Annotated in this window: 14 protein-coding genes; 6 read left to right on the plus strand and 8 right to left on the minus strand. The window is 43.9% G+C overall.

What is annotated here, in order from left to right:
- The first annotated feature begins 80 nt into the window (after positions 1–80).
- Positions 81–1,148 carry a glycosyltransferase family 9 protein gene (locus FM038_RS00585; RefSeq protein ID WP_142873155.1) on the plus strand — a complete coding sequence of 356 codons (1,068 nt, stop codon included), beginning with the start codon at positions 81–83 and terminating at the stop codon, positions 1,146–1,148.
- A 51-nt stretch (positions 1,149–1,199) separates the two neighbouring features.
- Here the strand turns inward: FM038_RS00585 and FM038_RS00590 are convergent, their stop codons facing one another.
- Entirely contained in the window at positions 1,200–2,048 is an 849-nt protein-coding gene (locus FM038_RS00590) for a glycosyltransferase (RefSeq protein WP_142873154.1), read from the minus strand.
- Positions 2,049–2,061: 13 nt separating this feature from the next.
- Entirely contained in the window at positions 2,062–3,177 is a 1,116-nt protein-coding gene (locus FM038_RS00595) for a glycosyltransferase family 9 protein (RefSeq protein WP_142873153.1), read from the minus strand.
- A gap of 222 nt (positions 3,178–3,399) precedes the next feature.
- Here FM038_RS00595 and FM038_RS00600 point away from each other — a divergent pair, with 222 nt between their 5' ends.
- Together FM038_RS00600 and FM038_RS00605 are read left to right on the plus strand one after the other, a co-directional pair.
- Positions 3,400–4,470: a CDP-glycerol glycerophosphotransferase family protein gene (locus FM038_RS00600; protein WP_142873152.1), complete on the plus strand. Its 1,071-nt coding sequence runs from the start codon at positions 3,400–3,402 to the stop codon at positions 4,468–4,470.
- Positions 4,467–4,859: an FAD synthase family protein gene (locus FM038_RS00605; RefSeq protein ID WP_142873151.1), complete on the plus strand. Its 393-nt coding sequence runs from the start codon at positions 4,467–4,469 to the stop codon at positions 4,857–4,859. The genes FM038_RS00600 and FM038_RS00605 overlap by 4 nt, the downstream gene beginning before the upstream one ends.
- 36 nt (positions 4,860–4,895) lie before the next feature.
- Here the strand turns inward: FM038_RS00605 and rfaD are convergent, their stop codons facing one another.
- Both rfaD and FM038_RS00615 read right to left on the minus strand, forming a co-directional pair.
- Complete coding sequence (gene rfaD / locus FM038_RS00610) at positions 4,896–5,849, minus strand: ADP-glyceromanno-heptose 6-epimerase (protein WP_142873150.1); 954 nt, start codon at positions 5,847–5,849, stop codon at positions 4,896–4,898.
- 62 nt (positions 5,850–5,911) lie between these two features.
- Positions 5,912–6,919, minus strand: coding sequence for a glycosyltransferase family 9 protein (locus tag FM038_RS00615; RefSeq protein WP_142873149.1), 1,008 nt, complete (start codon positions 6,917–6,919; stop codon positions 5,912–5,914).
- A gap of 206 nt (positions 6,920–7,125) precedes the next feature.
- On the opposite strand from FM038_RS00615, the gene hldE reads away from it, so the two are divergent.
- The 3 genes from hldE to FM038_RS00630 all read left to right on the plus strand — a co-directional run bounded on the left by hldE (position 7,126) and on the right by FM038_RS00630 (position 10,661).
- Positions 7,126–8,556 (plus strand): bifunctional D-glycero-beta-D-manno-heptose-7-phosphate kinase/D-glycero-beta-D-manno-heptose 1-phosphate adenylyltransferase HldE, encoded by a 1,431-nt coding sequence (hldE, locus tag FM038_RS00620; RefSeq protein WP_142873558.1) that lies wholly within the window; start codon positions 7,126–7,128, stop codon positions 8,554–8,556.
- 121 nt (positions 8,557–8,677) lie between these two features.
- Positions 8,678–9,157 carry a pantetheine-phosphate adenylyltransferase gene (gene coaD, locus FM038_RS00625; RefSeq protein WP_142873148.1) on the plus strand — a complete coding sequence of 160 codons (480 nt, stop codon included), beginning with the start codon at positions 8,678–8,680 and terminating at the stop codon, positions 9,155–9,157.
- 10 nt (positions 9,158–9,167) lie between these two features.
- Positions 9,168–10,661 carry a capsule assembly Wzi family protein gene (locus tag FM038_RS00630; protein ID WP_142873147.1) on the plus strand — a complete coding sequence of 498 codons (1,494 nt, stop codon included), beginning with the start codon at positions 9,168–9,170 and terminating at the stop codon, positions 10,659–10,661.
- Positions 10,662–10,707: 46 nt separating this feature from the next.
- Here FM038_RS00630 and mutM read toward each other — a convergent pair whose 3' ends face one another.
- The 4 genes from mutM to FM038_RS00650 all read right to left on the minus strand — a co-directional run bounded on the left by mutM (position 10,708) and on the right by FM038_RS00650 (position 15,008).
- Complete coding sequence (gene mutM, locus FM038_RS00635; RefSeq protein ID WP_142873146.1) at positions 10,708–11,523, minus strand: bifunctional DNA-formamidopyrimidine glycosylase/DNA-(apurinic or apyrimidinic site) lyase; 816 nt, start codon at positions 11,521–11,523, stop codon at positions 10,708–10,710.
- A gap of 51 nt (positions 11,524–11,574) precedes the next feature.
- Positions 11,575–12,042 carry a hypothetical protein gene (locus FM038_RS00640; RefSeq protein ID WP_142873145.1) on the minus strand — a complete coding sequence of 156 codons (468 nt, stop codon included), beginning with the start codon at positions 12,040–12,042 and terminating at the stop codon, positions 11,575–11,577.
- A 158-nt stretch (positions 12,043–12,200) separates the two neighbouring features.
- A complete protein-coding gene (gene moaA, locus FM038_RS00645) occupies positions 12,201–13,187 on the minus strand; it encodes a GTP 3',8-cyclase MoaA (RefSeq protein WP_142873144.1) in 987 nt (328 codons plus the stop codon).
- 21 nt (positions 13,188–13,208) lie between these two features.
- Positions 13,209–15,008 carry a bifunctional molybdopterin-guanine dinucleotide biosynthesis adaptor protein MobB/molybdopterin molybdotransferase MoeA gene (locus FM038_RS00650; RefSeq protein WP_142873143.1) on the minus strand — a complete coding sequence of 600 codons (1,800 nt, stop codon included), beginning with the start codon at positions 15,006–15,008 and terminating at the stop codon, positions 13,209–13,211.
- Between the last annotated feature and the right edge of the window lie 11 nt (positions 15,009–15,019).

The following is a 15,019-nucleotide window of genomic DNA, read 5'->3' on the forward strand; positions in this document are numbered from 1 at the left end:
CGTATGAAGTTAGCAGTCTTCTTAATCGTCTTCAGGGATAGTGAGACGTTAGGTGTATTTAATTGTAGGGATAGTCATTGATGTTATCAGCGCCCAAATTTTTGTTTATTCCAGTCTCTACTCCTCAGGGGATTGGCGAGTATATGCGCTCTAAAATCATTGCCGATGAGGTGGTGAGTCGTTGGCCGAATGCCCAAATTGATTTTGTACTTAATAGACATGTTTCATATATTGATGACTGCCCTTATTCAACTCATCTTGTCGACGATACACCGACCAAAAAGATCCGTGAAGTTAACCAGCTAATTACAGATCTTAAGCCTGATGTGGTGATTTTTGATGCTGCTGGTCGAAAAGCTCAGCTTAAGCATGCTCATCGCATGGGGGCCAAGGTTATCTTTATAAGCCAACATAGAAGAAAGCGCTCTCGGGGCATGAAAATTGAGCGAGCATTAGTGACTGACAGCCATTGGGTCGTGCAACCCGAATTTGTGATTGGTGACATTACTCGTCTCGATAAGTTTAAGCTCAATTTGATTAAACGTCCTCCCCCTATATTTACTGGCAGCATCTTTACTTCCCCAACGCCTGATAGAAAACAATCACTTTTTGATAAGTATGATATAAGCCAAGGGGAATACCTGCTGTATAGCGCGGGTTCAGGCGGCCATTACTTGAATCAAGAGTTGGCTGCAGATCGGTTTGCTCAAGTTGCTAAAAAAATCTTCCTGGAGACAGGGATCCCTAGCTTAATGGTTTTTGGTCCTAACTATCCTACGCGTTTACCTGATATGGAAGGTGTACAAGCCATTGCTCATTTGGATAGCAGTGAGTTTATCAATCTGCTTGACGGTGCTAAGGCGGCTATTTTGAGTGGCGGAGATACCCTGTTGCAGGCTATTGCATTGAAGACTCCTACACTTGCGGTTGCGATATCTAAAGACCAACCTAGCCGTATTAATCGCTGTGCAACTGCAAATTTGATTTTGTCATGTGGCAGCAACAAGCAAGAGATGCTGACAAAAGTGCGCGAACTGGTTGAAATCGATGCTGCTGAAAGTTTACATAAAACCATGGCGGCGTTAAACGAGGTTCATGGTTTAGAGATTGGCATGGCGGAAATTGAGCGTTTGATAGGTAAGAATTAAACACCCAAACACCGGATATGTTTAAATAGCCGGTATTTGGGAGAGGCAATGTTAGTGCTTATGAGAAGGGTGGAGCAAGCCAAAGACAAAGCTTAAAAAGCTAATCGGTAGTTTAGTTTTACGGTATTGTTTTAGCATATACCAATGCCAAGATTGCTGCTTATATTCTAGTATCTCGGATTCCGACAGTGAGCCTGCAAACAATTCACAATAATCAATAATATACTTCAGTTCACGCATTGGTACTTTTTGGCGATAGCCTCGACCAGAGTAATGGATGAAGTCGGCGTCTTGATAATTATCGTGACCAAGCAGCTGCATACGATTAAAGTTAGACTCTACAGCAACACTCTTAATACCGTCTCTTCTGATTAGGTAATTGATGTAAGTTTGATCATAAAACTTAACTTCATTACAGATGGCTTGCATCTCTTCGATGTTGGCATTATCAAACAGACCCGTTTCTTTAGACAGCAGAAACATGCCCGAGTTGTAGTAGACGACTTGGTCATTCTCTTTGGGCCAGTCTACTGCGCCAAGTACAGTGTTTATCTGTTCAGCTTGTTGGCTTCGATCTCTATGCAAGCCTTCATTAAACATGTATACCGTATCAAGCTCTGGATACAGCTCGAAAACATCTCTGGCGTCAGGAGTGACGATAATATCAGCATCCAAGTATAATACTCGATCGTATTCTTTTAGCAGTTCAGTGATATAGAGCTTTTCAGACCAAGCAGGACTGGCATCAAATTTAGGATTGTTGATATCAATTTTATAGTGGAGTTGATCTGAGACGATCACATCGGCACCCACTTTTTTACCGTATGCTTTAAAGCTATCTACTGCAGCTCTATACATCGGGTTATCGCCTATGGCGAGAGTGAAAATAGCTTTTTTCATTGGAATACCTTAATTAGCAATCTTGAGTCATCTGTTGATATTTTTTAAATACCGTATCAACAGAGATATCAGAAATGTGTCCCTTTCCTTCAGTAGCATATAGCACATGTGACTGCTTGCTTGCTGGAGGAGCCCAGTAGGGCTTCTTTTGTCGCATCATAGAAAGTAAAGGTCGTTTGGCTGCAAATGCAAAGTGCAAAATTGCGGTATCTACTGTGATCACAAAATCAGCTTTTGCAATCAGTGATGGCAATTCGAAAAAGTGCTCCTGTACAGTAAATACAGCAACTTGACGTTGACTGTGTTCAACAAATTCTCTAGTGCTTGACGATACCTGCTGGTAGTTCTCTTTAGTCACATTGATCACAAAGCGATAGTGCATATCATCTTTTGAAATACGCTCTATCAATTCAAATAGCTGAGAGAGTTGCCAATCTTTTTTAGCGTTAGTAGAAAGGTGATTCAAGAAAATTAATGGACCTTGCTTGCTTGGATCATCGAACTGCTCTGATAGCCAGTTATCGGTAATGGGTCCAAGACTTTTGGGTACCACTAGCTCTGGCATCAATTCAGATTTTGCTAGTTGTAGTCCAGTGATATGGCTGAAAATGTTCTCATAGCGATCGGTTATGTGGTGATTACTCGGCAGCTCGTCGGAGTTGAGGCTGAACACTCGATCTGAATGACGGTAGAGTATTCTATCGAATATGCCCCAAGCTGTACGTTTAGGCAGGCTAGATACAATAAAGGCACTTGGACTAATGGTTCGAGCTATTTCAGAATACTGCTGGCTTTTGCTCACCGAGTGACAAATGATCAGCTCATATTGCTGAGCTTTAGCTTGCTCGATTTGCGCCTTACGCGCTTCAATGGAGTCGGTGCAACCATAGCTACGGGTAAAACAGCCTTCAGTTTCCATCCATTGCTGCAAAATTTTACTGCGCGAAAGTCGCCAACTGTCAGAATTACATCTGTTGTCATCCAACCATATATCAAGTTCGATATGCGGGTAGCGCTGCTTTAACGCGATAAGAAACGTTTTTAGGTAGAGAAAATCCCCTAAAGCAACTGGCGATATGAATAAAAGGCGTTGGCACTGTTGAAACTGTTTATCGGATACTAGCGACATAAGCTGAAGTTGGTGATTTTTGTTGCTGCAAGCATACCTTGAAAAGTCATATTTTAAAAAGATTTGCGTAATTAAGCAGTGTTTCAATTCCTTCTTGAGTGAGTCTCTTGCTTCTTAGGTTCTGAGATATAGTTTAGAGGCATAGGTGTGTTATGATCTGCGGAACTTTACTAGATTAGTTAATCTAATTCCTATCTGTATTTTCAGTAAAGAAGGCCTATTTTGATTTGCTTTGACATGCTGCACCCCTATTATTTACCACAATATCTGCCTGTGATGGACGAATTAACAGCTCGTGGTGAATCGGTACACTTTGTTGTTTACCGCAGTGAAGAGCAGCAGATGGCGCTGGATTTTTTAGTCGAACAGCACCAGTTAGATGTTACTTGGGTGGACAATGAAGAGCAGGCCTTAGCTTATTATCTAAAAGTTAAACCGACTTGGGTTATATTTGGCAATACCTTTGACAGTGCAAATAAACTCCAAGAAATAAGTCGAACGGCCTTAATGCAGCATGGTATAGGGCCAAAATCCTGTTATTACACTGTATCCGAATCAGATATTGATATTCGTTTTGTTGAAGGTGAATATCGTTTAAAACGCTTACAAGCTATGTTTCCTAGTAAGCAGTTTGTTGATACAGGCTATGCCAAGCTTGATCCTATCATTCAAGGTAAAGAGAAAGGTTTAGATCTACAAGCATTAGGCCTAGATCCTAATAAACCGACCTTATTATACGCGCCGACATTTTATCCAAGTAGCATTGAAAAAATGGGCCGTGATTGGCCTCAGTTGTTTGCTGAGTATAATATTTTACTCAAACCGCACTATTTCTCGCTGAGCAAATCCAATTATAAAAAACAAAAGCAGTTGCTTGAGCATTGGGGCCAATTTGATAATGCTTACCTTGCCCCTATTGAGCAGGCGAACTTGCTGCCATTTATGGCTTCTGCGGATCTGCTGATCAGTGATGCGTCCTCTGCATTATTTGAATTCGCAGCACTCGATAAACCCGTTGTTTGGTGTGATTTTTATCACCTACGTTGGAGTTATCGTGGCATATTCAAATTCCGCTTCAATAAGCGCATGGATGAAGATCTTTATAAATATGCGGGGGTTGCTAGCCACGCAGCGTCTTACAAAGAGTTGAAATCTGTGGTGGATGAGCAGATAGCTAATCCCGAGTCGTTCGCTACGCAGCGAGCAAATTACACTTACGAGCTTGCTGGCAAGGTCGATGGTTTATGTAGCCAACGAATTGTAGACTACCTTTTATCTAATGAGGTTTCATGAGAATCATTACATTTGGCACCTTTGATATGTTCCATATTGGCCATCTTAATATTATAGAGAGGGCTCGAGAGCTAGGTGCTCATCTCACCGTTGGGGTTTCATCTGATGCGCTGAATTTTTCTAAGAAACAGCGATATCCTATCTGTAATGAAGCTGACAGAATGCGCATAGTTAAAGCATTATCGAGTGTTGATGAGGTTTTTCTTGAAGAGTCGCTTGAGCTGAAAGCTGAATATATCAAATCTCATCAAGCAGATTGTTTGGTGATGGGCGATGACTGGCTGGGGAAGTTTGATGAATTAAAACCATTATGTGATGTGGTTTACCTGCCTCGCACACCAGCTATTTCAACGACTCAAATTATTGAAGTTGTTAGAGAAATCAAATAGAGCACCAAGCATTATTTTGGTGCCCTATGGTCTAAATTATTGACCGATAAAGTGCTGTGTTTTAAGCCAGTCTAAGTATTCAGGTACAGCCTGCTCTACTGTTTTAAAGTCTTCAGTGTAGCCCGCTTGACGCAGCATAGTGAGATCGGCTTGAGTATAGTGCTGATAGGCACCTTTCAATTTATCAGGAAAAGGAATGTACTCAATTTCGCCTTTACCATGATAATTGATCACGGCATTCGCAACATCGTTAAAGCTTTGAGCATCACCAGTCCCACAGTTAAATACACCCGATATCTTAGGGTTCTGCCATAGCCATAAATTCACCTTAACGACGTCTTCTACATAGACGAAGTCACGTAGTTGTTGGCCATCTTGGTAACCATCGACACCTTCAAAAAGCTTGCAGATTTCAGTTGCTTTAACTTGGTTATTAAAATGGAATGCAACACTCGCCATACCACCTTTATGTTGTTCCCGGGGGCCGTAAACATTGAAGTAGCGCAAGCCAACGACCTGAGTGGTTAGTTTTTGCTGTCTGACATATTGATCGAATAGGAACTTGGAATAAGCATAAACATTTAAAGGCTTTTCAAACTCACGCTGCTCGATGAATTTGTCACTGCCTCCATATACTGAAGCTGATGAGGCGTAAATAAACTGGCAACGGTTAGCTTGGCTGAAATGGAATAAACTCTTTGAATATTCATAATTATTGGCCATCATGAATTTACCATCCCACTCAGTGGTCGATGAGCAGGCGCCTTCATGGAAGATAACCTCGAGCTGACCGTCAAACTCACCCGCTTTGATCTTGGCAAGAAAATCGTCTTTATCAAGATAGTCGGCAATTTCACAGTCGGCTAAGTTAAACATCTGCGTGCCATCGGTAAGGTCGTCAACAGCAATGATATCGGAGCGACCCATATTATTGAGGGCCTTGACTAAATTACTACCAATAAAGCCAGCGGCTCCAGTGACTACAATCATATTTATCTTCCAATTTTGGGTGACTAGAGAGTATCTGAAGTCACGATAATTATTCGCTTAAGTTAAGCATAATTTGCATCGAGGTAAGCCACGACATCTTTTTCAACAGCGTTAAAGTCAATGAGTGACATATTTTTACCTGTTCGTTTACCTATAGGGGGCGTATAAGATAAGCGTCGATCGCTGTGAGAAAGTGTTTGCCAGCGGACAATCGGTGCTGAACGCCTACCTGCATAAAATCCTACCGTGGGAATATTATGTAAGCCTGCAAGGTGTAATGGACCTGTTGAACCGGCTATAAACATATCCGCGGCCACAATCGATTTGGCAAAGTCTGCGAGACTTGAGAGTGGCTTTGCCATTACAACCTTGATTGATTTTTTACTGAGTTGATCAAAAATCTGTTGCGCTAACTCTTCTTCGGCTCCGCTGTAAGTTAAAACAAACTTACAGTCGACTTGCGTTTTATCGCTAATGTTAGTTGATAAATTTGCAAAATCAGAGGGTGATAGACTACCTGATGAGCCACCAGTACCCGCATGAATAAAAATTAATTTTTCATTGCCTTCTTGGCCGTAATAACTGCGCCATTTTTGTCGTTCCGCACTGAGATCCCAGTATTGCTGGGGGAGTTCAGGAATGTCGATCCCGTGCTGCGTTAAAAAGTGTTCTACCAGCATACAGCCACCGCGCCAGCAAGCTTCGCCCTGCTTGTATTGTGCGTCAGCAGTATGTTTGTATAAATGCTGATACCAGTTGTGTTTCGGTGCTAATTTATAAGCGCTATCGAGATGACGTATCATCTTATAAATTCTAAATTCAGAACATGAAACGATCACGGCATCGTAATTACGTTCAATAAATTTTTGGCTGGTGGCTTTATCATCACCTGTGTCGACAATGACGTGATCGACATACGGGCAAGCCTCGGCAAGTGCTTGGACTGCAGGAGCGACAAAGACTTCAATACTGGCTTTTGGTAGAGCGGACTTTAAAAGAAATAATGCGGGCCAATAAAGGACAAAATCGCCAATTTTGTCATGTCGGATGGCTAGAACTCTTTCGATCATATAAAAGCACCAAATTTAAATCAGTATTGGTTATATGCAGCCGCTATCTAGGCGCTGAATAAACACTTAACCTGAAAATGATAGGAATTATTGCAGATGATAACAGTTTTATAGTACTGAACTTTATAAATCACCGCCAAAGGTAACAGAGCCAAGTAAAATTAGGTACAATCAGTGCCTAATTTTGCAAAGAAGATATGAGTGTTATGAAGGTTTCTCTGCCAGCGTTTGAAAAAGCCAAGGTCCTTGTGGTCGGCGATGTCATGCTAGACCGTTATTGGACCGGACCCACTGGGCGAATTTCTCCTGAAGCACCGGTTCCAGTGGTCAGAATTAACCAGTGTGAAGACCGTCCTGGCGGAGCCGCTAACGTTGCACTCAATATTGCCACCTTAGGTGGAAAAGTCTCTCTAGCGGGGATCGTAGGTCAAGATGAAGCCGCTGAAGCATTAACAGCAGGTGTGCAAGCGTTAGGGGTTGAACCTAAATGGCATTGTGTCAGTAATAAGCCAACCATAACGAAATTAAGAGTTATGTCTCGCCAGCAGCAGCTCATTCGTCTGGACTTTGAAGAAAAGTACCCTGTTGAAGAAAGCCAAGCGTTACTTCATAGCGTTGTTGATGAGCTATCTGCCGTTGATGTGGTCGTTTTATCTGATTATGCCAAAGGCGCTTTAGCCGATCCTCTGCCTTTCATTAAGCTGGCGAAGGCTAAAGGGGTTAAAGTACTCGTCGATCCTAAAGGTAGTGACTTTTCTCGCTACAGGGGAGCAACTTTACTTACTCCAAATATGAGCGAATTTGAGTTAGTGGTCGGAGAGGTGACGAGTGAAGCGGATCTGGTGCAAAAAGCTCATCAGGTACTAAAAGACTTTGACCTCGATGCAATATTGGTTACTCGCTCCGAAAAAGGCATGACGCTTATCACCACAGATCAAGATGAGTTGCATATTCCAACCGTCGCTCGAGAAGTTCACGATGTGACAGGTGCTGGCGATACCGTGATTTCTGCATTGGCAACATCACTGTCAGCAGGTAGTACTCTTGCTGAGGCGTGTGCTATCGCCAATATTGCTGCTGGTATCGTTGTTGCTAAATTGGGCACCTCAACAGTGAGCAGAATTGAGCTGATTGCTGCTTTATCTGACAGTCATGGGGAAATGGGTTTTGGCGCAGTCTCAGAAGATCAGCTTGTTTATGCGCTTGAGCAGGCAAGATTACGTGGTGAACGTGTTGTCATGACTAACGGATGTTTTGATATTCTCCATGCTGGGCATGTTAGCTACCTTCAAGAGGCAAGGGCTTTAGGCGATAGACTTATCGTGGCGGTTAACGATGATGATTCAGTCAAGCGTTTGAAGGGTAATGGTCGACCAGTTAATCAGCTTGATCGACGTATGGCGGTGCTTGCTGGTCTAGCTTCAGTGGATTGGGTGGTTCCTTTTAGCGAGGATACACCACATAGGGTCATTTCTCGTCTGTTACCTGATATGTTAGTGAAGGGTGGAGATTATAAGATTGAGGAGATCGCTGGTGGTGAAGAGGTCATTGCTGCTGGTGGTGCAGTCAAGGTTCTTTGTTTTGAAGATGGTATCTCGACAACAAAAATTATCGAGAACATCATGGCTAAACAATAATTTGATTTCAATATTTGAATGTCAGCAGGGTGCTCCACATTGTTAGCTTGAATGAAAGCCTATAAATCAATGTGAAACACCTGATACTTATCAGAAATTTTAGTTGGATGGTTAGCTCGTTATGCATACAAAAGCAATTTATCCAGGAACATTTGATCCTGTTACTAATGGCCACACCGATCTTATTGAGCGTGCAGCAAAGCTGTTTAAGCATGTTGTCATAGGTATCGCAGCGAACCCTTCCAAGCAACCTAGATTTACGCTGGAAGAGCGAGTTGAATTAATCAAGAAGGTTACTTCACATTTAAATAATGTTGAAGTGGTAGGCTTTACTGGCTTGTTAGTTGATTTTGCTAAGGAACAAGAGGCCAGTGTGTTAGTCCGAGGCTTGAGAGCTGTATCTGATTTTGAGTATGAATTCCAGTTAGCCAACATGAATCGTCGTCTTAGTGCAGATCTAGAAAGTGTATTCCTTACCCCAGCAGAAGAAAATTCATTTATTTCATCGACACTGGTAAAAGAGGTCGCATTGCATGGTGGTGATGTGAGTCAGTTTGTTCACTTCGAAGTGAGCAAGGCCCTGTTAAAAAAGGTTAAGTAGTTAAGATACTATGATGAATTTTGTTCGTTCTTATTTTGCCAAGATCTTATTACTACTAAGTTTTGTGCTAACGCTTCCTGTAACGGCTGCACCTTGGGTTGATGTGTCTGATATCTACTTGCGAGCAGATATTCAAGCTTTAGCCGATGCAGGTGTCATTACCGTGCCGGTCAATACTTACCCGTTAATGTGGGCTGGGATCGGTGTAGATTTAGCAAAAACAGAAGCGTCAATTCTAACTCCAGACCTGGCGCAGGCATATACACGAGTTAATTATTATTACCGCAATGCCGTGGGTAATCGTGGCAATACCAGTATCAAGCTTGCTGCAGCGACGGACGCCGCTCGTTTCCAGCATTTTGGCTCCGATTACCGTGAGCAAGGTGATTTACAAGTTTCCCATGAATATATGGGCGATAGATTTGCCTTTAAAATGTCAGCCTCAGCGCACTACGATCCTATAGATGGTGAAACGTTTCGTCTCGATGGTTCTTACATGGCGATGATTTGGGGAAACTGGATTTTTACTGCTGGCGCGATCGAGCAATGGTGGGGACCTGGATTTGATTCAGCCTTACACAGATCAAATAACGCCCGGCCTTTACCCTCTGTGATGGTAAGCCGAAATAATGCTGCCGGTTTTGAAACGCCTTGGCTTTCCTGGTTGGGCCCATGGACATTAACTGCTGGCATCAGTCAGCTGGAAGAAGAGCGGGCGGTTTCTAAGCCACTATTGTGGAATTTCAGAAGTTCTCTACGTCCATTTAAACAGTTAGAGGTTGGCTTTTCATGGTCAACTCAATTCTGTGGTGAAGGCGAAGAATGTACCCTTGAGAGCGCATTCAAGTCGATAACGGGTCAGCGAGATTGCCGCGGCGCAGGTGAGGCGGGTTGCACAAACTATGGTAACCAGATGGCTGGCTATGATATTCGCTTCAGTGATACCTGGTTTAATGTACCTTTTGGCGTTTACTATGAGCGTACTTGCGAAGATGCTAAAGGTTCTGCGCCTTGGGATATTGTTGATTGTGCTAGCCTAGGCGGAGCTGACACTCGTTTTGCATTCGATAACTCGCAGTATAAGTTGTTCTTTGAGTATACAAATACCATGGTTTTCTGTGGTGAGGACCCAACAGTCTTTAATTGTATGTACGAGCATAGCACTTACAAGAGTGGCTCACGTTATTATGGCAGAGCCTACGGCAGTACCTACGACAGTGATGCTAAAGTTTATGCATTGGGCTTGATTGGCCAGTTCTCTGATAGTAAAGGGATCACCTCTATCCTTCGATATGCGCAGCTCAATAATGATGGCGCTAGCCCCGCTCATGGCTGGGCTCCCCAGCCTCCAAAAGAAGACTTATTAATGCTAGAACTTAGCTACCGTATGCCTATTTGGCAGGGCATGATGAGTGTTGGTGGCACTGTTTCTCGTTCTGAGTTTGAAGCGCAAGAAAGCGAGTCTGATGCGAGTCTGTTTGGCACGTATGAATATAGATTCTAGAAAGCATGAGGTCCTAGGAACTAGGTTCTAGGACCCTATCCACACTTTATCTTTGTTGGCATATTCCGCAGAATACCGTCGCTCTCTGTCCTAGCTTAATTTCGCTAAGCAAGTTGCCACATTGAGTGCAGGTTTTTCCTCCGCGGCCATATACGTGCAGTTTCTGAGCAAAGTATCCAGGTTTGCCATCGGCATTGGTAAAATCCTTCAAGGTGGTGCCACCTTGCTTAATCGCACTCGCTAATATCTCTTTTACCTCAGTTACCAGTATGGTTAAGCGCTCCAGATCAATTTTACCGGCTTCAGTTTGCGGGTGTATTCCTGCGGCAAACAGGGCTTCGTTAGCATAGATGTTGCCCACACCTACCACGATATGGTTATCCATTAAGCAGAGTTTGACCGCTTTTTTCTTGCCTTTGAGTGAGTCAAACAGGTAACTCGGATGAAAGTGACCTTCTAGAGGCTCTGGGCCAAGTTTTGACAGTAATGGGTGAGCTTCTTCTGGTAATTCACACCAAAGCCAGGCACCGAAGCGTCTAGGATCGTTATATCTGAGTACCTTGCCACTGGCGAGCTCTAGATCGATATGATCATGCTTCTCTACTGGTGTCGATTTCGGCACAATTCTAAGGCTACCTGACATGCCTAAATGTACAATAGTGGTTCCTGCATCGGTATCGATTAGCAGGTATTTGGCACGTCTGCGGACGTTACGTATCTCTTGTCCGACAACCTGCTGTGCAATGTCTGGTACCGGCCAGCGTAGGCTGGGGTTACGCACGGTTAAACCGATAACTTGTTGCCCAACTAAGTGAGGCGTTATTCCTTGGCGGGTGACTTCAACTTCGGGTAGCTCAGGCATATTGATTCTCTACTTGATAAATTTTGTAAATGAGCAGGCTTAATCTTGGCTCTATGGCTCAATGAAAGCTTCTGCTTTGATGATCGGAGTTAATGCCTCACGTTGACTCGGTGGGATCTGATACCAGTTTTTAGCCGGTGATTCGAGTAAGCCTGACTTCGCAAAAAATCGCCATAACTGAGGTTGAGATTTATCGGCTATTTGGATCACAATTTTTTTGGCTGCTTCATTGTCTACAGCTTCAAACTGTTGATCTAACGCTGATAAATGAATATGACTCCAAGCTTCGGCCCAAGACTGACAGTTGAGAACATTGGGGTGGCATTGCCAACTAGAAGCTCCCTTGTTAAGCCAGAGTTTATCGATCTGTAGTTGGGTTAAAGGAGATTTTTCATCGAAAAGTGGCGTGGCATCATCGGGGATATTAGCTGTTTTTCTATCTAATAGAGTCAGTATGGATATCATCAAAATCGTTATAATGATGATAATATTGTTCCACTTTTTCCGTGATAAAGCCATGTCGGTAGATTCAGATCTTGAGGCGAAGGTAATAGATATTAGCAGTCTATGAGATCACAAACCATCAGCTATTTTCTCTGGTACGGTTCGAGATGACAGCGACTCAAATGAAGCGATTAACCTTGCAGCATTTGAGTTGCTCTAATCGTCCTCTGTTTCTAACCGCCTGTGGCATTCATAAAGCGCAGTATCTGAGTATCACCCTTCTCACCAAACAGGTGCTCTTTGGGCTTAAGCTTAATAGCATCTAAAATTGCGGTTTTTAGTCGCTCAATATCCCCAGGGTACTGACGGACAATCGCCTTGAGATCGACCGAGTGTTCATTACCTAAGCAGAGCAATAAACGTCCCTCAACAGTAACGCGTACACGATTACACTCATGACAGAAGTTATTGCTATGAGGTGAGATAAAGCCGACGTGGATTGAGCTTCCCGGCATAGTGTAGTAACGCGCTGGCCCGCCAGTGCGCTTGTTTGACACCATAAGTTCGTAGCGCTCAGAGATAATCGATTTAACCTCCTCACTGCTACAGTGGCGGCTCTCTTTACGCTCATCGATAACGCCAATCGGCATCTCTTCGATAAAGGCGATATCAAGTTCACGATCGCGGCAGAACTCAATAAGATCGAGTACCTCATCATCGTTTTGACCACGTAAGATGACGGCATTGATCTTAATGCGATTAAAGCCAGCAGCTTTAGCTGCATCGATCCCAGCTATCACTCGTTCAACCTTGCCGTTACGGGTCAGTTCAGTGAACAGCTCGGGCTTTAGGGTATCTAAGCTGATATTGAGACGGCTTAAACCCGAGTCACGCATCTTCTCTGCAAACTTGGTCAATCTCGAGCCATTGGTGGTCATAGATAACTCAGACAAACCTGGCAGTGAACCGAGTGACTTGACCAGTTTATCGCAATCTGTTCGCACTAGGGGCTCTCCACCAGTGAGGCGAATTTTCTTTACGCCTAACTCGGTAAATGCCTGACCGACCCAAGCCAGCTCTTCTAAACTGAGCACTTGTTCGCGCTCAAGAAAGCAAGGGTCTTCGCTCATGCAATACACACAACGAAAATCACATCTATCGGTAACGGAAAGGCGCAAGTACTCAACCTTGCGACCAAAGGTGTCGACGATCAAACTCATACTACATACCTACAATTGAGCCTACAGAAGGTCGGCGAAAGGTTGAATATAAACGGTGTCACCAGGGTTTAACTGCTCGTCTTTCTCACCAACAACGACTAAACAGTTACCTTTTACCATGGAGCTCAACATCCCTGAGCCTTGTGCGCCAGTTGTTGATACGTGTAGCTTACCGTCGCTACCTAAATGATAGATACCACGGGTAAATTCGGTGCGGCCAATACGGCTGCGCATAGTACAATCTGCGATGGCTGGGATCAGCGATGGCTGCCAGTTTTTCTCACCGGCGAGCTTACGCAGCGCAGGCTGCACAAATTGCATGAAGGAGACCATCACAGCGACAGGGTTACCGGGTAGGCCAAAGAAGAGACTATCGCCTATTTGACCAAATGCGAGTGGGCGACCTGGACGCATATTGATACGCCAGAAGTTGATCTGGCCAACTTCCTCTAAAGCAAGCTTGATAAAGTCGGCATCACCAACAGAGACACCGCCAGAGCTAATGACTACATCGGCATCAATAGCTGCTTGCTTCAAGGTCTCTTCGAGAGCTGCTTGAGAATCATGAATGATGCCTAGATCAATCACTTCACAGCCAAGCTTTTGCACCATAGATTTTATCGTGAAACGATTTGAGTCATAAATGCAGTTCGCTTTGAGTGGCTCCCCAGGCTGACAAACTTCATCACCTGTTGAGAATACAGCAACTCTTGGTCGTCTATAAACGGGGAGTTTGCCAAATCCGAGCGAGGCAAGTAGTCCCTGCTCTGGTGCTTGTAAGCGCTTATTGGCACTAAGAGCTGAACTGCCCTTAGCGATATCTTCGCCGGCCAGTCTAACGTGTTGTGCTAACTCTATCTCACCCTGAAAGCTTACGGTGTCACCCGTGTCTACAGCTAGCTCTTTCATCTGTACAGTATCAGCACCAGCAGGCACTGTTGCCCCAGTCATGATGCGAACGGCTTCATCACTTTTCAATGTGCCATCATATTGATGACCCGCCATGACGTCGGCGACTATCTTGTACTCTGCAAGCATAGGCTCGGAGAAATTAAAAGCATAACCATCCATTGCTGAATTAGTCTGTTGAGGTACATCGATTGGCGATACTGCATCTTGGGCAAGTACTCTGCCATTGAGCTCATCTAATGCTACCTGTTCACAGTCAGTAACTGGATTAACATAGGTGAGAATCTGGTCTATTCCCTGGCGAACCGACAGTGTTTTACTGGTATCAAGTTCACAGCCGCATGAGGGTGCCAAAGGCAGAGAGGTTGGGCAATGTTTATATTGATTCGTATACTCGATAACAAAATCGGCAATCTGGCCGACATTATTAATATCTAAACGGCGCAGATCACTTGGGACTTGGGTGTCTTCACAGCAGGCGATAGCTTGGATATTGTCATCTTGAGTGTGTATAAAGGGCTTGCCGTGAGCGGCTCTGTGAAGCTCAATCTTAGGCAGTTCAAGTTTCTTAAAGCCCTCGACTAATACAATATCAACTTTGTCTTGTTCAATCTGTTGCAAGAGATGTGGCAGTTTTGGATCACCTTCGACTTCATCTTCTGTCATCAAGGCCCAGCGCACATGTGAGGCAACAAGCATCTGGCGAGCACCGGCTTTACGCATTTCGTAACTATCTTTACCTGGAATATCCACATCGAAATCATGATGAGCGTGTTTAATTACCGCTAGCCTTACCCCGCGAGAATTTAGCTCCGGGATCAATTTCTTGAGTAGGGTGGTTTTTCCTGTGCCGCTATAGGCACAAAATCCGAGTACTGGAATAGACAGCGGATTGGTAAATGGAATGCTCATTTATACCTCAA

This window comes from Shewanella eurypsychrophilus, from assembly GCF_007004545.3.
Lineage (GTDB): Bacteria > Pseudomonadota > Gammaproteobacteria > Enterobacterales > Shewanellaceae > Shewanella > Shewanella eurypsychrophilus.